Source organism: Vibrio albus (genome assembly GCF_003144035.1).
Classification (GTDB): Bacteria; Pseudomonadota; Gammaproteobacteria; order Enterobacterales; family Vibrionaceae; genus Vibrio; species Vibrio albus.
On the sequence record NZ_QFWT01000001.1, the window covers coordinates 169,048 to 189,569 of the forward strand.

18 protein-coding genes are annotated in these 20,522 nt (G+C 46.5%); 5 read left to right on the forward strand and 13 right to left on the reverse strand.

Annotation, left to right across the window (positions count from 1 at the left end):
- Positions 1–158: 158 nt before the first annotated feature.
- Both DI392_RS00645 and DI392_RS19535 read left to right on the forward strand, forming a co-directional pair.
- Entirely contained in the window at positions 159–824 is a 666-nt protein-coding gene (locus DI392_RS00645) for a phosphoadenosine phosphosulfate reductase domain-containing protein (RefSeq protein ID WP_219930876.1), read from the forward strand.
- Positions 825–1,334: 510 nt separating this feature from the next.
- A complete protein-coding gene (locus DI392_RS19535) occupies positions 1,335–1,508 on the forward strand; it encodes a hypothetical protein (RefSeq protein WP_181388332.1) in 174 nt (57 codons plus the stop codon).
- Between the two features lie 34 nt (positions 1,509–1,542).
- Here the strand turns inward: DI392_RS19535 and DI392_RS00650 are convergent, their stop codons facing one another.
- Together DI392_RS00650 and DI392_RS00655 are read right to left on the reverse strand one after the other, a co-directional pair.
- Entirely contained in the window at positions 1,543–8,874 is a 7,332-nt protein-coding gene (locus DI392_RS00650; RefSeq protein ID WP_181388333.1) for a PLxRFG domain-containing protein, read from the reverse strand.
- 115 nt (positions 8,875–8,989) lie between these two features.
- Positions 8,990–9,592, reverse strand: coding sequence for a Rha family transcriptional regulator (locus tag DI392_RS00655; protein WP_109317980.1), 603 nt, complete (start codon positions 9,590–9,592; stop codon positions 8,990–8,992).
- A 48-nt stretch (positions 9,593–9,640) separates the two neighbouring features.
- Between DI392_RS00655 and DI392_RS19540 the strand changes: the two genes are divergently transcribed.
- From DI392_RS19540 to DI392_RS00665, 3 genes are all read left to right on the forward strand, one after another.
- A complete protein-coding gene (locus DI392_RS19540) occupies positions 9,641–9,784 on the forward strand; it encodes a hypothetical protein (RefSeq protein WP_181388334.1) in 144 nt (47 codons plus the stop codon).
- Positions 9,785–10,025: 241 nt separating this feature from the next.
- A complete protein-coding gene (locus tag DI392_RS00660; RefSeq protein WP_109317981.1) occupies positions 10,026–10,367 on the forward strand; it encodes a DUF4258 domain-containing protein in 342 nt (113 codons plus the stop codon).
- 50 nt (positions 10,368–10,417) lie between these two features.
- Positions 10,418–10,867 carry a helix-turn-helix domain-containing protein gene (locus tag DI392_RS00665; RefSeq protein ID WP_109317982.1) on the forward strand — a complete coding sequence of 150 codons (450 nt, stop codon included), beginning with the start codon at positions 10,418–10,420 and terminating at the stop codon, positions 10,865–10,867.
- 31 nt (positions 10,868–10,898) lie between these two features.
- Here DI392_RS00665 and DI392_RS00670 read toward each other — a convergent pair whose 3' ends face one another.
- Genes DI392_RS00670 through DI392_RS00720 form a run of 11 tightly spaced genes read right to left on the reverse strand, consistent with a single transcriptional unit; the run spans position 10,899 to position 20,476 of the window.
- On the reverse strand, positions 10,899–12,311 hold the full coding sequence (locus DI392_RS00670; protein WP_109317983.1) for a hypothetical protein: 1,413 nt from the start codon (positions 12,309–12,311) through the stop codon (positions 10,899–10,901).
- Positions 12,311–12,550 carry a bacteriocin gene (locus tag DI392_RS00675; protein ID WP_109317984.1) on the reverse strand — a complete coding sequence of 80 codons (240 nt, stop codon included), beginning with the start codon at positions 12,548–12,550 and terminating at the stop codon, positions 12,311–12,313. The genes DI392_RS00670 and DI392_RS00675 overlap by 1 nt, the downstream gene beginning before the upstream one ends.
- A 10-nt stretch (positions 12,551–12,560) precedes the next feature.
- The gene (locus DI392_RS00680) at positions 12,561–12,926 is read right to left on the reverse strand and encodes a hypothetical protein (RefSeq protein WP_109317985.1); all 366 of its coding nucleotides are present in this window, start codon (positions 12,924–12,926) and stop codon (positions 12,561–12,563) included.
- The gene (locus DI392_RS00685; RefSeq protein ID WP_181388335.1) at positions 12,926–13,606 is read right to left on the reverse strand and encodes a hypothetical protein; all 681 of its coding nucleotides are present in this window, start codon (positions 13,604–13,606) and stop codon (positions 12,926–12,928) included. The genes DI392_RS00680 and DI392_RS00685 overlap by 1 nt, the downstream gene beginning before the upstream one ends.
- Positions 13,596–13,994: a hypothetical protein gene (locus tag DI392_RS00690; RefSeq protein ID WP_109317986.1), complete on the reverse strand. Its 399-nt coding sequence runs from the start codon at positions 13,992–13,994 to the stop codon at positions 13,596–13,598. Before DI392_RS00690 ends, DI392_RS00685 begins: the two co-directional genes overlap by 11 nt.
- Entirely contained in the window at positions 13,994–16,732 is a 2,739-nt protein-coding gene (locus DI392_RS00695; protein ID WP_109317987.1) for a phage tail tip fiber protein, read from the reverse strand. Before DI392_RS00695 ends, DI392_RS00690 begins: the two co-directional genes overlap by 1 nt.
- On the reverse strand, positions 16,732–18,336 hold the full coding sequence (locus DI392_RS00700; RefSeq protein WP_109317988.1) for a hypothetical protein: 1,605 nt from the start codon (positions 18,334–18,336) through the stop codon (positions 16,732–16,734). Before DI392_RS00700 ends, DI392_RS00695 begins: the two co-directional genes overlap by 1 nt.
- A gap of 16 nt (positions 18,337–18,352) precedes the next feature.
- A complete protein-coding gene (locus tag DI392_RS00705) occupies positions 18,353–18,988 on the reverse strand; it encodes a phage adaptor protein (RefSeq protein ID WP_109317989.1) in 636 nt (211 codons plus the stop codon).
- Positions 18,988–19,578, reverse strand: a complete 591-nt coding sequence (locus DI392_RS00710) for a hypothetical protein (protein WP_109317990.1) — start codon at positions 19,576–19,578, stop codon at positions 18,988–18,990. Before DI392_RS00710 ends, DI392_RS00705 begins: the two co-directional genes overlap by 1 nt.
- 5 nt (positions 19,579–19,583) lie before the next feature.
- Positions 19,584–20,039 carry a hypothetical protein gene (locus DI392_RS00715; protein WP_109317991.1) on the reverse strand — a complete coding sequence of 152 codons (456 nt, stop codon included), beginning with the start codon at positions 20,037–20,039 and terminating at the stop codon, positions 19,584–19,586.
- Positions 20,040–20,098: 59 nt separating this feature from the next.
- The gene (locus tag DI392_RS00720; RefSeq protein WP_109317992.1) at positions 20,099–20,476 is read right to left on the reverse strand and encodes a hypothetical protein; all 378 of its coding nucleotides are present in this window, start codon (positions 20,474–20,476) and stop codon (positions 20,099–20,101) included.
- Positions 20,477–20,522 lie beyond the last annotated feature (46 nt).

Below are 20,522 nucleotides of genomic sequence, written 5' to 3' on the forward strand. Positions count from 1 at the left end.
AACTCGTTACTGTGACTTAGCTCGCAGGTAAGCCGTTGTCCCGCAGTTATCCCCTGAAACTGTAGATAAGTTCATCATGATCTTTTTGCTCAGGTTTTCCGCTAGGACGACAACGGTATTGTACTGACGAGCTAAAAATACAAGTTGTATTTGATAAGGTGCTATCTCCACTTATTGAAGATGATCAAGAAGTCATCCAGTGGTCTGGCGTTCGTGGGGATGAATCCGATAAACGTGCAGGATACTCCCGCTTTTCAGAAGATAAGCGCAATGAGCATGGCCAGTTATTTAATTTTCTACCCATTCACCAGTGGACGGCAGCAGACGTATTCGCTTGTTACCGTTACTTTGGGGTTAAGCCTAACGAACTATATAAACAAGGCATGGATCGTGTTGGTTGTATGCCTTGTATTCTGGTTAAGAAAGAAGAGCTAGCCGAGATAGCCGCCCGTTTTCCTGATGAATTGGATCGTGTGGCACGATGGGAAAAACAGGTTGGTATGGTGAGCCGCTGGATTCACTGGATGATTGCTGGACACATCGACCGCCGCCAGTTCTTTGAATACATCACCGATAATGACGGTAAACGTAAACGCCGCCCGTTCCGCTTGGGTAATAGCCGCCGATATAACAGCGGTTATGTGTTAAATACTGAAGCATATAAAAGCACCTGTATGCTTGGGCCTCGCGGTAACATTATCGGTGGCAGCGTTTGGGATGCGGTGGATTGGTCAAAAACAGGTCGCGGTGGTCAAGTTTATGATTTGGTGACAGCGGCTATTGATGCGGAGGCTTGTAGTTCACGCTATGGGCTTTGTGAATAACTTAAACGGAAAATGCAAAGCAATTTAAATACCTACTAAATTATCAATTAGTAATACCATTACCCTTTACGTTCGCAAATGGAATTATGATCACACGCAACGGTAAGCACATGATTTATAGTCTTGTCTTTACTAATACGGTCCTTATATTAATAAGTATCAAAGAAAGGAAAGCCGCGTCGCCGAAGAAAGGACGCCTCATTCACTACAGACATAATTTACAGGAGGTCTACGCTACGAAAGTTAAAAAATATTGAGGATATTTATAGAAATTTTTAAGCATAGGCTGAGTTTTAATTCTCATGCCAACCAACCCGAAAGGGCGCTCCGAAAGGAGTTATAGAGGAAAACACTAATGAGCCTACGGGCTCCGGAAAGCATTCACTTTCAAAAGGTTTGCATTCTACAACGTTTTATTAAGGAGCTGCATATGGCCATTAATGTTAATCACAAACTAAAAATTTCTATATATCGGAACCTCAATATCTTTTACTTAATAAGGAGTAGCCTATGGCCCCAATCGAAAATATTGCCATCAACCGTGAACGTGCGGTAATCATCCTTTCTCGCGCAATTAAGCTCCTGTCAGGATCAATTGACCCTGATAGTGACATTGACGCAGACTGCGCAGCAGAATCAACAAATGAGCTGGCAGAATTACGCAGCCAACTCATGAAACACTGAATGCATGTAAGCCCCTCTTATGAGGGGTTTACTTTTACCACACCACAGAACTTTCAAAGTTCCTTAGGTTCTTATTCAGATTCACCCCGCTTGAGCTTCTCTGGCTATAACGCTGGCGCGTCCGGATAGACTGCTTTATCTTCTTCGAAGTCAGGGCAAGTTTCGGATATTTACGATTAAACTTGCTAATCGCTTTCTGTGTTTCCAGCATTAACCCTGTATCACGTTGCTTCCACGCCAGGTAATAAGCTTTCATCAGATTAGAGCGCCTGTCTAATACATGCTGCTCATACTGCTTACGGGCGTTATTCAGCTGATACTGCTTGGATAGTTCGTCTGGCGTCATGCCCATAGCCTGCAGACCAAGATCCAGCGTAGAGAAGTCTTCCGCTTCCCGGTACGCATCACCACGGCTGTTTAAGGCTCCTTCATCGGCATAGCGATAAGCCTTCATTCCATCTTTAAAGACTTTCGGCACCATACCTTCAATAGCCCGGTAATAATCGCCATCCGCCATTTTATCCAGAGACTTCAAGCCCTGCACGAAAATGCCACCGATAACCGGTCCCGCCGCCTGCTTCGCATAAAATGCCCAGGTGTCCTCCCCTTCCATATCCCGGTTGGCATCACGGATCCACATGCCATCCAAGGAAATACGTGGAGACAGTCCAGCGCCACCAGCGCCATAGATGATCTTGTCTGCCATATCAGAGCCGAATATATCAGCCAGATAGGTTTTAAACTCGGTTTCAGCATCGTATGGCTCGTCATCATCACCAAACACGGCATTTAGACCATTAGCAATACCGTAAATCAGACTAAGAGGCAATGCGGAGGTGCCGGCTAATAGTGCCGTAACGCCAAGCGTACCAATAAGCTGCTTTCTGGCTTCTGAACGTTCCGTCTCGTCCATACCTTTCATAGACAGATAAGCATTGCGTACCAGGTAATAGGTCATGTTCTGAGAATACTGCTTAAACTGAGTGGCCACCTTCATGGTTGGTGACTGCATATAGCGAGCCCGGTTCACATTGGTATAGTCGAAGTGAGCATCCCAGGTCATTTTCTCTGCGTACTGAACCGCTTTGTTATGATCCATCCCATTTTTACGGGCAAGACGATAACCAGCTAAAGCCGTTGTCTCCCGGTTAAAGACTTCCGCCTTATGGAATAGTGCCGACATCCAGCCTGAGAACTTTTCATAAGCCGGGTTATACTTCCAGTTCTGCCCTTCTGCCATACCCGCTAAGTCATGCGCGTTAGTTGCGTCCAATAAGCCGCTGTCGTACCAGTGGTCAAATGCCGCCAGCTCGTCCAGATTAGTTAACTTATCTTTGATGCTACCTTTTGCGACAATGAACTCTTTCGTGGCCTTGCCTAGTTCCCTGCTCGCCGCGGCAAATCCAAACTTACTCCCGATCATAGGGAGAGCGACTACAAAGTTCTGAGTCGTATTAATGGCAGCTGCAGCAGGTGAAAACCCAAGCATGTACAAGAAGCCAAGAGAAGTAATCTTCTGAGCAATGACAGAATGCTTAGGATTCATCACCCATTCATGCCGCTTCATTAACTCATTAGAATACCGGGACGCCTGGTTATCGCCACTGTTGCCGGCTGTTTTTGCGGTTTCACTGGCTAGCCGGGTAAGCTCGTCTGCGTACTCCAAACGAGCCAACTGGTAAGAGCCTTTCACCATATTTTCAGCCAGAGCACGTAAAGCGTCATTACTCCATCCTTTTACCTTCTGGCGGTGCATAAACTGCTTACGCATCGATCGGCTAGGCAATGCCTGCAGGTACATCTGATAAATAGCGTCTTTCAGTTCTGCCTTTTTCACCTCATTCAGCTTGGCTTCTTCAACCTTGCTCATCAGGTCAACCACAAACCCAAGACTGGCCCCTTCCATTCGTGGATCTTTATCAAGCTTATATCCAGAAAACACATCATAACCCTGAGATTCCAGTTTCTTTTTGGCCTCTTGCTGTTGTTTCTCGCTTTCATACATCATGAACCGTCTTTCACCGTTCCCGTCAGCTACGCTGATCCAATAATCACCAAAACGGGAGAGTGGGAAATAAGGTGCCATTACTTCCTGAAGCTCAAACTGAGATTTCATATCAGCGATACGGGCTTTTTTAATCCGGCCATCAACAGCGGCGCTACTGATCTGCTCTTCCAGTAATCGTTTATAGAGATCGTGCCGCTCTTTGTACTTATCCCTCATAGCCCGGTAATGATGTTTCGCTTCTTCCGGTAATTTATCAAACCGCTTTTTAAGCTGGGCGTGTTTCTTTTTACGGCGGGGTTCGTCTTTAAGCATATTTGTGAGCTCTTTAAGCTCATTCATTTGCTCATTGGTTTTATGGCTACCCTGATTCACCAGTTCTAAGTGCTGGATCCGCTTCTCTATGGTTTCTTTGGCCGATTTGAATGGCTGCTCAGGGTCCACCCCTTCAACTGTCGCCAGGTGAGCGATATCAAACATTTCATCTGCATGTTTACGGTTTCTTGCTGCCCATTTACGAATGGCATCCGCCATATCATGAGCATCAAAAGCCAGTTGGTTACGGCGCGTCAACATTAAGTGAACAGTATCGACATACTGACTAAGTTGAGGGAGTTTATTTTTAGCCAAATCGGCTAACTGACGAAGCGTAATCGCTCCCAAACCAATATCACCACGAATAGCTCCACCAGCCTTAGATTCTTTCGCCCATTTCATTCCTCGAGATATGGCATTCAACACACCCGTAAATCGTTCTTTTGGTGTGTCCTGCGCCAGAGCCTCATCAATGGTCATTTTGCGGGTTTGAGAGAACTTGATATCACCGTCCGGAGTTACATCCGGACTAGACTCCGGACTTTTGACAATATCATCTTTAGTGATTACACTTTTATTAGAACCCTGATGGAAGGAGCGCCCCTTGGGCAATTGGAGCCCTTGCCGACGCAGCCATTCAGGGTTTTTGCTTTTCACATATTCCAACAATCCATCTCTTACCCATGCATTGTGCCCACTAGCATTTTTCCCATAAACACTAGCGATTCGGTTAACAACCATCTTATCCCGCACGCCAGTACTAGCATGTATAGCAACCAGAACTTTATTGCCATCAGAGCTAGTTGCTTCAACTAAAATATTTTTGCTACCTAATCTGGCAAAGTGTTCATTTGATGGCTTAAAAATAGCGACTGGATCTGCCAGTAAATTTGGTAAATTCTCGATAACAGATAAATCTAGGTTATGATCTTTATCTCTTGAGCCGTTGGTCGCTTTTCTAACAATATCCCGAGCAATATAGATGGGCAGATCAGGCATACCAACCGCTTTCAACACATCCGGCGTATCCATCACCTTAACCGGCTCAACACGACTCTTCAGAGAGTTCATGGCTTTGTTTAGCCGCTGAATGTAATCCTCTGCATCTTTCTGTTCCTGAGAAAACTTCGCCTGAGACAACTTAGTTGATGAATTTGGCTTAGGGTTCTGAGCTGGATCCAACCAATGTTCAACCGCTTTGGTTCGGTCGGTCAGGGTTTTGATGATGTTGTTCAGCTCTGCCTTAGTGATATCAGACGGTTTCATTAAGCCGACCTTGCGCAGAGCATGGGTAATCATCTCTTTGATACCATCCAGCCATTGCTGGACTTTAGTGCGCTCTGTTTCTGCCGCAAGGGCCAGTACTTCTTCTACCTGGTCAATCGGGCTGGCCTGTCCGTAATGTTTGTCTACATGGCTCCATAGCTCTTTAAGGTGGGGTGAATTTCTGCCCCGGTGCACACGCTGCAGAATGTTTTGATATTCGCTGTCCCCGACTACCGCTTTTAGCCCATGGTGAACCAGAATTTCATGACGTAGCTTTTTACGCATTTCTTTAGGGTTAGCGATGTTATCTGATACCACCACTACTTCACCGGTAGAGTCCTTATAGAGCGCATGAACCACACTGTCATCAAACTTCATACCCAGTTTTGCTTCGGCTTCGGATTGAGTTTTTACTACCGTGACTTTTACCCCGGCACCGCCTTTATAATCTTTGAGCCATTGATCTGCTGCCAGCTTGGCTGATTTCAGTGTCATTCCTTTGGCTGGCTTTTCGTTGGTGATGGATTCGCGGGAGAAAAGAATCTTGGGCTCTGGTTCCTGAGTCTGAGTGGTTTCATTCCCCGTATTTTCAGTATCAACCTTATCACTGGCCAGATCCGGATTAGAAAAAGGCTGAGTCGTTTTATCGGTTTTCAGCCACTCCCTAAACTCACTGGTTGTGGTTTCTGAGATATTGCCCAGACCTTTCCAGCCTTTGGAATAATTAGAATTGTAAGCCTCTGCCGCTTCATCCTGGTTACTAAAGCCAATCATCGCCTTATGTTCATCAAACTCACCGGTTTTCGGATTGACCTGATCGACGATAAACACTTTTTCACTGTCCGGATTGGGACCAATAAACACATCAACCTGATCACCGTCCGCGCCATTGGTCCCTTTCACGTAGCCGTAATGGTGCTTCATATCAACAGACCATTTATTGCCGTCTTCGTCGGTACCAGAACGCTGACTGCCAGCAGGATTTTCCAGAGCAACTTTCATCCCCTGAATATCAACAGTACCTTTTCTGTAGTTGCCGGCTTCAGCTTGAGCTGGCGTAGGGTTAACGTTCGTTTCCTGTGCGGCTGCTTCTATTTGGCGGTTAATCTCTGAGGGTGCTGATTCTTCATTTGCAGCTCGTTTGGCGCGTAGGTTTTCATCCAGCGCCGCTGTCTTGCCAATAAACTTATTCGCCAGGTTGCGGATGCTGTTTGCCATCTGGTTTTTGACTTTTGGTAAGGAGGCTCGCTGACCATCAACCTCAAGAACAGTGCCAGCACTGGTATCCAGGGTATCGTTCACTCGCTTAATGGAATCGGTGATCAGATTGTCGGCAAATTGTTTTGCCTCTGGTGAAGAGAGTTTTTCTTCAAATAGCGCCTGAGCGGACTTTCTACGCTGAATATTTTCCGGATTTTTCGCCTCTCTCTCTGCCTGTAGCCGGGCTTCTTTCTGATAGGCTTGCAGGCGCTTTTCGTTATTCTGCAATTCTGACAAAACTGAATTTGTATCGAAACCTTTTGCCCGCTGAATTTTGCGGCGTAAACGCTTGCTCATTCCGGTTTTGATCGGATGACTGGCACGCTCTTGCTGACGGGTTTGCGCCTTATCTTTTAGCTCAACAATTTGGTCTTTTGTCAGGCGGCCTTCTGCTGCTCGTTTGGAGTCTTCATTTTCAATCTGGATTGTGCCATCCGGAGCGTGTTGATTCTCAAGGCCGGGAACAAATGGTTCATTGACCGATCGCTCACGACCAGTATCCCCACTCGCAGAACTGGTGTGCTCCTGGCTCTGTTGCCACTTAAAGCCACTTTTAACCCGCTCTGTTTCTGGCTGGGGCTCGAAATCACCACGATGTACTCTCTCACGGTTTGCTTCTGCTCTTCGCTCTAATTCACGCTCACTATTCGGATCCATAATGGGCTGAGCGTCTAACTCTTTCTTATCAGCAGAGTTGATAACCGTCTGCAGTGCGTGAATGGCCCGCTCCTGGCTAAACCGCCCCTCTCTTCTGGCTTGTGCTACCTGAAGAACGGCGGCAGGGCTGATCTCCATTGCTCTTTGCAGGCCTTCGGCAAAACGGGCGTTTTGCTGGGCTTCTTCATCCACAAAGCCAAGTTCACCACGGTTAATAGCCTCAGAGAGTTGTTGCTTCTGGGCCTGCTGTTCTGCGCTCTCCTGTTCGTTACCCTGTGACAAAACATTTCCATCGTTTTCCAGCGGTAACTCTGCCTGCTTTTGAACCTGTGCCTGCTCTGGCTCTGGCGCTACTCCCCAATAGTTATCAACGATCTGCTTAGCGTTCTGACGAACCGTTTCCAGCACTTCCGGCTGTAGGTTTTCAGGGTTGGTTAGAGTGTCCGCATAGCGAGCAAGATCTTGCCTTGCCTGTCTTACTCTTTCATCGCTCCGATCGCCTTCCTCCTGAACTTTTAATTCTTCTATCGCCTTGTTGATATCTGTTGTTAGTGCGGCGGGTTTTGATGAACTGAAAGGCTGATAGTCATTTTGTGGCTGTTCCTCTGATTTAGGTGATGACTGCAGAGGCATTTCTTGCTGTGCGCTTTCGGCTTGTGCTTGCGCTGGTTGTTCAGGTGCGGGACCAGCATTACCTTGAACGGGCTCACGCTCTGGCTCTGCCGGTTCAACAGCGTTGTTCTGTTCTGGCTCTTTGGTAATATCTTCACTCTTACCACGCACACCACCGATAGCACCGGGTACCGAGCCGGTAACCAGGCCAATAGCTGCACCTTCGGCGGCATTTTTCGCGGCACCTTCCCACGGATCGCGATTAGTTCCAGCCACTTCGTTCATAGCAACGTTAACACCACGAGTCTGACCGGCGTTTTCAATCGCTTCCGTGCCAGCCTCTTTCAGTGCACCTTTACCAGCACCTTTAAAAATACCTTTTGTGGCTTTACCCGCCACCGCACCAAACAGCATACGATCACCAACAGCACCAACCACAGAAGACGCTATCGTAGCTGGGTCCATCATCATGGTTTTGCTGACGTAGTTGGCGGTTTCTTCTTTTGCCTGATTGACGATATCTGTGCTACTCATGCCCTCGCTATTGGGGTCATTGGCAATTCGGGTTAACGTATTCTGAAAATACTCTGAATTATCCGCCAGCCAACCAGCATCCATATCCATGATCTGCTGACGGCCATCTAGCATGGCGCTACCATGAGAACCACCGACCATGGTTCCTGTTGCCGCGGTTTCACCAAGAATAGCAGCAGTTTTTGTAGCGACCTGTTCAGCCACGAGCTTAGATGCGCCACGCCGTAACATTGATGTGGCCACCATTCTTGTCACGCCACCAGCGACACCGCCCGGGACCATAACTCCGGCCATAGAACCTAAGCCCTGAGCAAATTTCATTGCCCAAACATCAATATCGCCGGCACTCTTCCCTACGCCTAATTTGCCATTCTCTTCGGTGAACAATTCGGCACTCAGCGCGGCTTTTCCATCATCCGTCATGGAATCAACCAGGTAATCAGAACCAGACTGAGCTAAATCACGAACTGATTCACCCACACCAAATACCTGTTCGGATAGCTCACCCATACCCGCGACCATACCAAGCGCACCGGTACCAACGGCTTTAATTGTGTCGCCAAAAGTTACATCGTAGTCTTTTGCTGGAGCCTTACTTAATTGGTATTCTTTTAGCCGTGATTGGAAATCATCTGATAGTTGAAAATTTTGGCTCATGTCTGTCTGAGCGTTAACGGTGGCGTTCTGGTTTTCACCAAGGAATGCTTTGTCTTGCATTGGTTATTCTCCGTGGAATAGGCATAAAAAAAGCCGCATCCCGAAGGAAGCGGCTTATAAGCAGAGTTATTCAATGATGGGTAAATATACCCCTAGTTTTGGGTAACAAGCAATTCTAGTTTAATCTTGCAAACGCCTGAGCCATTTCAGCCAACCTCTGACTTGAACATTGCGCCAACTGAGCCATTTCTTCTATTGAGAACAGGCTAGGCTCATTTAACAGAGCGCACAGGCGATTCTTGGTCACAATGAATGCATCATCCGGAATGGGGCTGGAATGTACGACATGACCGTTTTCAATGGTTAATGCAACTCGGGTAGAGTAACTGAGGGGCTGAGATGGAGCTGGTAATTCGCGATTTTTCTTGTTGAGTTGATCGGCCATTTCATCAAAGGCCACAATATAACGTTCTTTGATTTCAGCGGCTCTTTTACCAGTGAAGCCCATCACCAAGAAGATGAAACCGTTCTTGGTCATTTGGTATAGCGGCTGTAGCTTACCATTCTGTAAGTCATTGTTTTTATGACAAAGCGTAAAATTGCGCTCTGCAAATTCATTTGAACAACCCAGCTCTCTTATCTTTCTTAGCACGTGATCATGCCTTTTCCCAAAATACCTAGAAACTAATACAGAGTCCGTGACTAGGCTGTTAGATTTTGATGTGAAAACAAGATCGGATGATTTAGCGGAAGTGATAGTTGTAGAAACTGTGTTCATGGTTGACTCCTTGCGATTATTTTAATCACCACGCACAGAGACCAATCCATGGGTGGTGAACTGAACAAGGTTGGTCTTACCGCTCGCAAGGTCACGGTGCGCTTTCGCGCCCTCATCCAGCTCACCATAAACTCATTTTGCAGCCCCGAAAATTGGGGTTTGCTTAAATATCAACAAGTTACAGTTTTTTAAACTTGGATTTTACGCATAAAAAAACCAGCAAAAAGCTGGCGACTATGCGCCTTGCAATATACGGGAGACCAATCCCGGCACTGGATTTTGCCAGTGCCTTTTAAGGATAAGATGCGTATTGGTGGTTTGTCAATGGGTTGGATAATTTATATCAAATTGATATATTTTCATTGACGAATTCTAGTGTATCGTACATGCTTATATCAGAATGATACAAAAGAACAGCTAGGCAAGTCACTGAATGAGTAAATCAGAACCTTTAACGATTGCTGAGTTCCCGTTAACAGCCAAATCTGCTAAGCGAATTCTTCGGGATCTGGCCGAAAACCACACAGGAAGAGTGAAGTTTTCTAAACACGCAAGGGAAAGGCTTGAAGAGAGAGATATTACCATTCAACAAGTCTTGTGTGTGTTAAAAAGTACATCTAATCGCTTTCATGAAGGCCCGTATCAAACCGAAAGAGGCGATTGGAAAATGAACGTTGAAGGCATTGCCTCTGGAGAACCAATCAGAGTCCCTTTAACACTTAAACGTCACGAAGATGATCCGCAAATTTTTATAATTACAGTAATAAACATATAAGCATAATTATTATAAATACTTAACAATTTATATAGGATTGGAGTACAACAATGAATGCATTATACCACTACAGAGAGTGTGGTTTACCCAATGTGCATCTGAAGAATGGCTACACTCTGGAAATTATCGATGGTGAAGAATACCTAAGCATTGATGACATGAATGGCTTGCATATTGCCATTGCTATTCAGCTTGTAGAAAAAAACCAACCACTAACAGGAAGCGAATTCAAGTTTTTACGTCAACACTTCAACCATTCAAGACGGGTGCTTGGAGAACTACTCGGCGTTGACCAGCAAACAGTTGGTCGTTGGGAAAAAGGTGAAACCTCAATCCCTAAAAACGTTGATGCGACAATGAGACAGCTATTCCTTGAGTCTATCGATGAAGACAGCAATTTAGGCCTGATACTTCAAAAGCTAGCCGATGCCGAAGCTGAAGTCATGATGATTGATATCGTTCTCGAAGAGCGGGACAACCACTGGCTTAAGGCTGCCTAATTCCTAAAAGCCCTCACTCGAGGGCTTTTTGTTACATGCCTATTCTATTTGCTCTAGATGATACTTTTCTAATCACCTCCGTTGCTCTCGCTTCTTCTTCTTTTTTCGCTCGATCTTCCTCATTTAATAACCAAGCATCATTCAGGTCTTGAATCGACATAGCCGCAACATTTATTCCCTTATTCTGCATGGCTCGGGCAAAGGCGAACTTCTGTTGATCACCATTTGCCCAAATAGGAACGTTGGTTTGGGCGGGTTGATGACTGACTGTTTCGCCAGATGAATTACCAGATAACTGACGTTTTAAAATCTGTTTTGATTGATCAAACTGCGATTCAATCTGCTGGACTGTTGCCTGATATTGCTCATCAGTTAGAGTGGACTTATCAAGCTTTCCGATTGCCTTGGCCTTTTCTGTTTCAAGATCAATCAGTGCATCATTCAGCTTGTTCTCATTTCCCTTGTCCTTAGTCCCAAACAACTGCTTATACGCTTTGGACGTAGAAGCTTGGCGGCGTAAGGCGAGTTGAGAGGTAATGTCTTTCATGGCCGTTTCCAGCGGAATAACTTTAACCGTATCGTTTGGATCCGTACTGCGGTTATTTGTAATAGGCTTGGCTACCCAGTTCCCATCGCCATAATCGACCATTGTGGTGAGTACAATCCCCGGCTGATTACCCGGAATATCAGGGTGAATATCTTGCGCAAGATGGACTCCACCCAATTTTGCACCTTTGATGGTTTTACCTGTGATAGGGTCTTGCTGGCCTACTGCACCTCTGATCTGGTTCTGATACATCACCCCAAGAGCATCAACAAGCTCCGGATCTTCAAGACTACCATTACCCTGAACAATTTCCGGAAGCTTAGTTTCGATTGTGTCAAAAGCGGAGTTTACTTCTTTATTCAGATAACGAGCTGGATCATAAGCCGTTCCGGCAACGTACTCATTTTTCAGAATATCATCCACCTCCCCGGTCTTATTCCACTTATCCCAACTGCGCTGAATTAAAGGTAGATTTTCAGAGAGATAGTTCTTTTTCTTAGTCTGAGTTAAGTTGTAAGCATTAGTTTCTATTGTAGACTGGCTTGCTTCAATTTGAGCATCACGAAGCCTTAGCGTTGCCTCAGACTCTTTTTTTGCCCTATCATCCAGCTCTGCCAGTCGTCCACCGGTTCGCTGGCCATCTTCACCCTTGGTGCCATAGTCACGCTCAAACTTAACCTTGTCACGGTCAGCCTGAGCCTTACTTCTTTCGGCCTGCTCGCTCTGAAGTCTCATGGTTTGTTCTGCCTGGCGAAGTCCCATTTCATGACTGGCCCTTTGCATTTTCATGCGTTCATCAGCCTGCCGCAGTGAATGCTCACGGGTATAGTGCCGATCCATCATATCAAAGCCTCTTAAGGCTCCATCCATAAACCCACGCGTGTCTAATCTGCTCATCAGAATAACTCCCCTGCTACAAAACCACCCACAGCACCGATTGCCGCCCCCCATGGGCCCGCGACAGAAGCCCCAATAGCGGCACCACTTCCCATGGCTGACATGGTTTGCTGTTTCTCTGCCGCCTTTAATGTTTCATTGTTCTGCTCACGTTCGGTTTCCCGAACCGCGGCATCACGTAAGCCTTTCATGGCATTCTTTCGGGTATCGCCGGCTAAACTTAATAAGCTGTATGACATAACATTTCCCTTAATTTGAAGCTGAAGCGGCGTCTTTTAGTGCGTAACCAGCACCGGACAACACAGCCATAGAGCGATCTTTCTCGTAATCACGCAGGCTGTTTTTAGTCGCTGCATTCGAGAGTGCCAGTTTGGCTTTCTGGCCTGAATCCACTTCTGAACTTAGCCCGTACCTCGCCATTTTGTTTGACTCGGCTTCCTGAGCATCAGCCAGCGAGCCTTCCGCATTATCATTCGCCCTTGCGAGCTGTTCATTCAACAACTCGCCTGTCTGAGTTTTTTCCAACAACTCTTTCTGTTTTGGATAAAAACGCTGGTACCAGTCGTCATACATATCTCTGGTAAGTTGCGCGTATGTGTCTGCTGCTACGCCCATTATCGGCCTCCATTATAGGTTGTCGCCCAAGGATTATCTTTTTGGTTATCAGCTAATGAATATGCACCGCCTCTTACCTCTCCATTCGTATCAGGACCGGTAATATTAAGTGAGTTATTATCCAGCGATTGCTGATAACTCCTTAATCCAGCCCCGGCAACCGCACCGGCTAACTGCTGATTCGCAGATCGGGTATTAAAATCGTTCTGTGCGTCACTGGCCGCTTTACTGGCACTCATGCTGGCAACGTCACTCAGTCCGGCCATAGCTTCCGCTTTCTCTCCCTGTCCAATGGAGACGACATCACTTAGCCCGGCAATGTATTTGTCCTGTTCAGAAGATTGCGCCCTGTTTACGGCATCGGCCTGGTTCATAGCCTGACTGGTTGTGATATCCGCCTGAGCCCCCTTAAACTTCCCGCTGCTTGGGTCAATACCAGATGCCGCCATGCTAGTTGCGGTATTCGCCCGGTTGTCCGCATAGGCCGAGTTGTAGGCTAAATCGGTATCAGATTTAACATTCGCCATATTGGAATCAGAGTTATAGTTCCCCACCCGCTCAATAAAGGTATCTTCATATTGAGATAACTCGTTCTGATAAATATCCCACTGCTTTGCGGCCACTTCTGCCGCCGCTTTTTCGTAGGCTGTTTCTTTTTGTTCGGTGTTATTACCGCCCATAAGGCACCTCTTTTATCCATTTTGTCACACGGCCAGATTGTGAATCTTTCGTATATCCCAACTTTTTAGCTAAGATGGAAAAGCCTCGAAGTGAAGTTAAAAAGTAAAGTTGCTTTGCTCCGATATCTCTTGCAAGTTGCTCTATAGCTGGCTGGTATTTCACGCAATTGTTACCACCAAAAGAAAAGGCGAATATCACCCCAACCACACCACTGCTTGATGGCTCCAACACAAAGAAACCGTCAGGCGCAATAAATAAAAATGCCCTGTTGGAGAGTAGAGATTTATCAACGTTATCAGCGAAATCGTGCCTGTTTTTTTTGGCGGACTGCTGGATGAGCGGGAATATTCGGTCCCGAAGCTTGTCGTATTTTGCAAGAGTGATCATTATAGGAACTGACTGGATTCTTTATTGATTTGGACCGGTGCGGTTTGGGAGTAGACGGTTATTTTCGAGGTTTGAGTATTCAAAGGTAAGGAATTTGTGTTTAAGTAGTAATGCCTTAATTTAATTATAACTGACGTTGAATCGGTTCCCGCAGGGATCGTGAAGGACATAGGTGCAGTAAAGTCATTAAGAGAATTGCTTGTTCCTCCAGAAATTACTGATAGGGTTCCTGATGCAGCAAGAACACTCTCCCCCACGTAAGCACATACCATACCTTGAGTTTTAATGACCTCATTGCCGTTCTCGCTAAATGAATAAACCATCATTTTTACTGATGGTATAACTACAGTTCTTGCGTATTGTGTTTCTTCTGGATTTCCGGCAATAGTGAATGAATATAATGTGTGTTCAGTATAATTCCAACTGTCGTATATAGGCGTTTCAGAAAACACTGACTCAGAAATAGAAAACGTCTTCATTCCGACAATATCGCCAAGGATCTTGTCCGCGTAGACGGTTCCGGTAAATGTCCCATCTGCACCATCAAGAGTGCCTTTAACTGTACAGTTTTCACCAATGGTGATGTTATCCATCGTGCCGCCAGAGGCTACGATATAATCAGTATAAATCACACCATTTGGGGTAATCCTTGTGTGGTATCCGTTGTACGCCCCACCAGAACCGATATTAAGCTCTGCGCCATTGATTACCGCACTGGTGATGGTTGGGGTTTCAATCGTGATACTGGCCCGAACGTAATCCGCTGTGATTTCCTGAGCCTGAATAATGTCAATGGTGGCTTCTTCAATGTAAGCTTTAGGGATTGCCACCACCCCATTGGTAATAGCAAATAACGGTTTTAACGAGTTTTCCGTGTTTGGATCAAAGACAAAAAACTGGCTGGCTGAAATGGCGACCTGACTAGTTCCGTCACTATCAGCCAGAATACCGATCCCTGCGGTAATGTCTCCGGCCTGCGCTTTCATTGCCCATATAGCCCGATATGCCGCCGTACCATTTGCGTCTATGTCAGCTATGGTTTCTTTTGTCTCCGTCAGCTTCGCTTCGTTAATCGTATCCTGGGCATCACTGACCGCTTTAGCAGACGCACTCAACTGTGAGATCGCTTTAGCAATAACCGAATCAGATTCCACGGTCGTTGTGGACAAGTCTTTAATAGTGGCGCTTAAGTCACTGTTAATATCAGTAAGCTGGCTCTGAAGAGACGCAATAAGCTGACTTGAGGTTTTCTCATTAGTCGAAACCGTTTGAGATAAGGAATCAATGGAAGATGATAACTGCTGTTCTGAGTCAATCAGATCCGCACTTAATGAATCTAATTGGGTAGAAAGTGCATTATCCGCACTGCTCATGGTTTCAGACAGGGACTGAATATTCGCGTCAGCACTTGATTCTACATCTGCAATTGAAGAAGTAAGTGCAGTAACGGCCTGGGATAATGCCTGGTCAAAACCAGCAACGGTTTGTGATAGTGTCGAAATAGAGGAAGAAAGCGTATTGTCACCAGATCGATAGTCGGCTTCTAAGCTGTCAATTCGCTCACTTAGTGCCAAATCTTCATTGGCTACTGTTGTTTCCAGCGTCGAGAGTTGTGAGCTAATTTTCTGATCAGCTGTGACGTAGTTACTGGATAACTGGATTAACTGCTGAGTCAGAGACTCAATATCACTCGAAACGCTTTGGCTTAACGTTTGAATGATACTGATTATCTGCGCATCATCTGACTGATAAGACGTTTCCAAAGCCGTTATCATTTCCGCTAACGCTTGGTCGGCATCAACAATAATTTGCTTAACTTCGGTTATCTGTGCATCAAGATTTACATTGGTAATGGAGTTTAACGTTTTATGGGAGGCACTTAACTGGCTAATCGCTTTGGCGATAATTACCTCCTCATCCCCACCGACAACGACAGAGGCCAGGTTAGCAATTGCGGCCTTGTTTTCAGATACCTCTGTTGAAACTTTCTCTTCTGACGCCGCTATTGACGCCTCAAGCTCTGATTTAGCCAAGGCCAGAGAGTCATTTAGCTGTTGAGCACTGTCGATGATGTCTTGTTCTGCGTCTTCAATAGCGGCATCTGCTTTTGCTTTATTAGCAGCGATGAGAGCGCTTGCTTCTTCTATAGCGGTTTCGTTGTTATCAGATTTTTGCAGCAATAACGCAACCAGATCAGAATCATTAAGTTCAGCTACGATATCATCAATAAATGCTGAGACGTCAATGGAGGTTTCGCCAAGCGTTCCCAATGTTGCATTGTAAGCCCCTGCCCGGTCATTAGTATTAACATGGCGAACCCAGTAATAGTATTTTGAATTGGGTGATACCACATCACTGAATACGCTGGCAGGCGTTGTACCAATTAGTGCGGCATCAGTAAAAGATTCTACGGTTCCTCGCCACACTTCCGTATGGGCATGGCCGTAATACTTAGCTGCATCCCATCTAAGCAATATCGCAGAATACCCGCCAAATACATCAAACCCTGTCGGTGTAGTCGGAACGGAAACTAACGACGACTTATTGTCAGCAACACTTCCGGATATAGTGTAGACGCCTGCGCTATTTTTGGTGACATTAACCAGACTGGTTGAGGCGAGATCCCGAAGAGTGATGGCCCGATCTAGCCCGTTCCCGCGCTGACCGGTTAATAATTCAATATTCTCCTGAGCCGATTGCTCATTGCGACCAGCCCGAAAGCCTCTCTTTGGTGCCATTAGGAGAGCTCCTGCATGCTGCTTGCCACAAGAATGCGCTCAACTTCTGCCGTACCGGTTACTTTTATTTGCCACTTAGAAGCCCGAACTGAAGGAAGCCGGAAAGCCTCATCAGTCAGATCACCCAAAGCCACCGTCATCACCAATTCCCCATCAGCAAAAAATTCGACAGAAACCAGTTCAGGTTCAGGTGACTGAACTCTGGCGCTGTTCAGGACCGAATTTCTCGGCATTAAAAATTCTTTGCTCTGCCACTCAAAAGTAAGCGGGTTGCTGCCATTGCGCCATTGATATACATCAGAACCTATGACCACATACAGCGTATCGGTTTCCAAATCGTTATAGGCACAATCCCAACTATCACTGATCACAATAAAATCGCGTGATACCGGATCAAAGATAAACGCTCCCCCCGCATACTGAGCAATGTATTTACCTTCTACCGACGTCGCCTTGATTGTTTCGGGGTTAAACGCCTGCCATTGGTCCCGGGTAATCAATTGATCAGTGGTATTGGTTGCTCCATCACTACTGAGTGCAATTAATCCGTCTGGTGAGGCATAAAACGCCATACCGGAGATCACCACTAATGATTCAGCGGACACGCATGCCTGCTCGGCAGGGAGCTTAGTTCCTGTAATGGCGCTGGGTGTTACTCCATCGAATATATATGGGTATCCTTTTGTTGCCACTGCCAGCGAGTTTCCAATGGCCGCAATTGCCATTATTTCATGTTCAGTTGTATCGCGATAGTCAGAGGGCCATGCATAAGGCAAATAGGCTTCAGAGAACATAACTCCATTCCCGGCAAAACCAGCACAAATGCCATTAGCCATCAGACAAAGCCCCTGCATATTTTCATCTGGCACATCATAATCATACGTTTCCAGCGAGGCTCCACTGGCGTCACGTTCAGAATCCACGTAAGTTGCCTGAGATATCGGCAGTTCGGCCACCATAATATATTTACGACCAGTGGTTGACGTTACCGAACGGTACAGGCGAGTATGAGTGATATTGTGAGTGTTAACACCGGGCTGAGCCAGAGTAATAGTTACGGTTGAACCGGGCTTTTCAACAACCACACTTTCTGACGGGTCACCCGGTGCACCCTCTTCACCAAACCGGGTGACATAGGTCTGGATATAAACCCGGTCCTCATCATCATAGCTGTCCAGTTCCCCTTCTTCCGGATCTTCACCGGTAGAGGTGTCAATATCAGCTACAACCGGAGAAGAGGCTGGCGCAGGTACGCCCAGGTCATACCATGCTGCCGGCCCGTTCCCGTTAATATCCAGAGCGACATCCTGAGCGGTTACCCTTGGCTTATCTTCGCCCGTCCAGTAAACGCGATCATAGACATCCTGATCCATGGGGTTATTAATGGCATGAACCTTCGTTTCCCAGAAAAACCAGTTGGTACCATATTTAAACAGAGATAATGGAGAAATCGGAGCGCTAAAACTGACCGCGTTATCGTTAACTGGCGCTAAGATCCCGCGTTCAAATTGACAGTCTTTTGCCAGGGTTGCGGTTTCATTAGATAGAAGGTGAGGTTTAAGGCGAGGGGTTTCGCCTTTCATTAAAGAAATGTCGATCAGCATGAATCCGTACTACCTATTATCTAACCGCCTCGCTGGCCTTGATTCTCGCTGACTCATTTTTATCTGTCTGAGTTTTGCCGGTTAACGCCAGTTGGAAGGCCTGAAAATGGGCTGACGCCTTGGCCGCTTCACTTTCATTCTGACCGTCTTTTGAGTAGGCCCGATACATCATGTAGTCGAACACCATCAACTCATAGATAGGCGACAGCGGGAACGGGTCTGTTGTGGCTTCGACACGGATTTGCTCTGCGTAGTCGTATTCAATGGTTGCGTCAGCCGTTGGTGCAGGATAAACGTAGAATACAAATTCATCATTATCATTCCGGGTCCAGTTCAATGGCTGAGCCGCCGTGCGTGTACGCCAGTCCGGATAGTTATTATTCAGCCTGTAGATATCCACAAACTGCAAAGCATAATTATTAAGGCAGTTAACACCGAGAAGCTTATATGCGGTCGCAGGCAGTGTGACTTTGCTGACACCAGCCGATACCGTGTCTGTCTTGGTTGTTCTCCCCAGATCAGGCCGAACAATCAAAATAGCCGAAATGGCGTCGTTTAAATTGGTTAGGTGGGTTTCTTCGGTCCAGCGGGTAAAGTTCTTGTCGATCAACTCCCTTGCTACCCGCGCAATAATTTCAGTTACTAATGCCATTAGAAGAACTCTCTGTTTCGTTTAGTGGGAGAAAAGGAAGCGTGAGACAGTGACTCTAGCCGCCAGCGTTTTGCAGAACGCATTTGCTCGACATACTCACGTTCATGGTACTGATGAAGTTTTAGATCCTGATTTTCCGGAAGCTGATACAGATAGGAGGCCGCGCCAGCACATATGCCGTCCAGCCAGTCATCAAGTAGTGTTTCTGGAAGCTCTAACGCATTCCGCTCCGGCAGCATAGATACACTGATAGTCAGCGAATCTGCCTCATCAAAAATGGTTATGGTTCCTTTGGATTGCTCTGAGAAACCCCCGCCGATATAAAGCTGATCATCATCACCAGAAACACGAACAATGTTTCCCATCACCAGACCAGTGGTATCAACACCATCCAATGCCAGCTGGTCAGAGATGACAATCTGCTGATTAGCGGTAACGGCAGTCAAAGTAGTTTCAAACAACAACAGGTCAGTATCTTTACAAAACCGCCTGGCGGATTGCAGGATTGCCCTTGGTAACAGATCCGGCATAAATCCGGACACCATAGGCCTGAATTCATACAAGAACTCAGTGACAGGAACCATCTCCATTTAACTTACTCCGCTTCGGCTTTAGCTTTCGCTTCCAGAGCGCGCAGAGCATCACGAACACGCAGCTTATAAATGTCTGCACCTTCCTGAGCACCTTTCGGTTCCAGTTCGATGTCAGCGCCTTCAAGCAGCGCAGCAATTTTAGGGCAGTTCATTTTGTTCAGGTCGTACTCGGTACCGGCTACGGTTACCGTGAAATTCACTTCTTCGGCTTTTTTGGCTACCTCCGCTTTCGCCAGTTCTGCAGCTTCGGCTTTGGCTTTCGTTTCCGCTTCCTGAGCTTTCTTCACTTCATCCAGCTTTTCCGCTTCAACAAATACCGTAGGGAAACGCAGCAGGTTCGCGGCGGTCGCTTCGTCCACTTCAATGGCTTTCATGCGGGGGAACACCTGACGCGAGCCGGTGATCGTGTCTTTTTTGGTTGGCTTTGGACCAATATAGGCAATGGCGACTTTGCTCATTGTTCTTTCTCCAAAAAGAAAAGGGACGCAATGCGCCCCTTATGGTTGATGAGTCAGGCTTAGTAGCCTTTGGCGATGTAGGTTGGGTTAACCTTAATCGTGCCCGTTGCTTCCGCTCCGGCAATGGTTACCGTCAGCTTCTGCTTTTCTTCCGTGTAAATATCACACGGGATATCGACTACCGAGTCTGCAGACAGGTCAATACCGGACTTAATGGTGGTATCGCCTAGCTTCACCGTACCGGTGACTCCGGCACCAAGACCAGTTGTTGATACGCGAACACCTTGCATATCAATACCGATCGGCACTTCAAGCAGCTCAACGACATCGCCAACGGCTGCTGCAGCGAGCACAGCCTTGGCCTTGGCTATGGACAAATTACCATGCGTTCCGACATAAATCGGGTCATGCATGGTTGGGGCTGTAATTTTTGCCATGATCTATTTCTCCGAATCAGATAAACAAAAGCGGCCATCAGGCCGC

What these genes read in the sequence shown, in the direction of transcription:
- DI392_RS00675 (WP_109317984.1), bottom strand. Translation starts at nt 12,550, where the DNA reads ATGTCATACAGCTTATTAAGTTTAGCCGGCGATACCCGAAAGAATGCC.
- DI392_RS00660 (WP_109317981.1), top strand. Translation starts at nt 10,026, where the DNA reads ATGAGTAAATCAGAACCTTTAACGATTGCTGAGTTCCCGTTAACAGCC.
- DI392_RS00715 (WP_109317991.1), bottom strand. Translation starts at nt 20,039, where the DNA reads ATGAGCAAAGTCGCCATTGCCTATATTGGTCCAAAGCCAACCAAAAAA.
- DI392_RS00705 (WP_109317989.1), bottom strand. Translation starts at nt 18,988, where the DNA reads ATGGCATTAGTAACTGAAATTATTGCGCGGGTAGCAAGGGAGTTGATC.
- DI392_RS00695 (WP_109317987.1), bottom strand. Translation starts at nt 16,732, where the DNA reads ATGGCACCAAAGAGAGGCTTTCGGGCTGGTCGCAATGAGCAATCGGCT.
- DI392_RS00670 (WP_109317983.1), bottom strand. Translation starts at nt 12,311, where the DNA reads ATGAGCAGATTAGACACGCGTGGGTTTATGGATGGAGCCTTAAGAGGC.
- DI392_RS00655 (WP_109317980.1), bottom strand. Translation starts at nt 9,592, where the DNA reads ATGAACACAGTTTCTACAACTATCACTTCCGCTAAATCATCCGATCTT.
- DI392_RS19540 (WP_181388334.1), top strand. Translation starts at nt 9,641, where the DNA reads ATGGGTGGTGAACTGAACAAGGTTGGTCTTACCGCTCGCAAGGTCACG.
- DI392_RS00690 (WP_109317986.1), bottom strand. Translation starts at nt 13,994, where the DNA reads ATGATCACTCTTGCAAAATACGACAAGCTTCGGGACCGAATATTCCCG.
- DI392_RS00720 (WP_109317992.1), bottom strand. Translation starts at nt 20,476, where the DNA reads ATGGCAAAAATTACAGCCCCAACCATGCATGACCCGATTTATGTCGGA.
- DI392_RS00710 (WP_109317990.1), bottom strand. Translation starts at nt 19,578, where the DNA reads ATGGAGATGGTTCCTGTCACTGAGTTCTTGTATGAATTCAGGCCTATG.
- DI392_RS00700 (WP_109317988.1), bottom strand. Translation starts at nt 18,336, where the DNA reads ATGCTGATCGACATTTCTTTAATGAAAGGCGAAACCCCTCGCCTTAAA.
- DI392_RS00650 (WP_181388333.1), bottom strand. Translation starts at nt 8,874, where the DNA reads ATGCAAGACAAAGCATTCCTTGGTGAAAACCAGAACGCCACCGTTAAC.
- DI392_RS00665 (WP_109317982.1), top strand. Translation starts at nt 10,418, where the DNA reads ATGAATGCATTATACCACTACAGAGAGTGTGGTTTACCCAATGTGCAT.
- DI392_RS00685 (WP_181388335.1), bottom strand. Translation starts at nt 13,606, where the DNA reads ATGGGCGGTAATAACACCGAACAAAAAGAAACAGCCTACGAAAAAGCG.
- DI392_RS00680 (WP_109317985.1), bottom strand. Translation starts at nt 12,926, where the DNA reads ATGGGCGTAGCAGCAGACACATACGCGCAACTTACCAGAGATATGTAT.
- DI392_RS19535 (WP_181388332.1), top strand. Translation starts at nt 1,335, where the DNA reads ATGGCCCCAATCGAAAATATTGCCATCAACCGTGAACGTGCGGTAATC.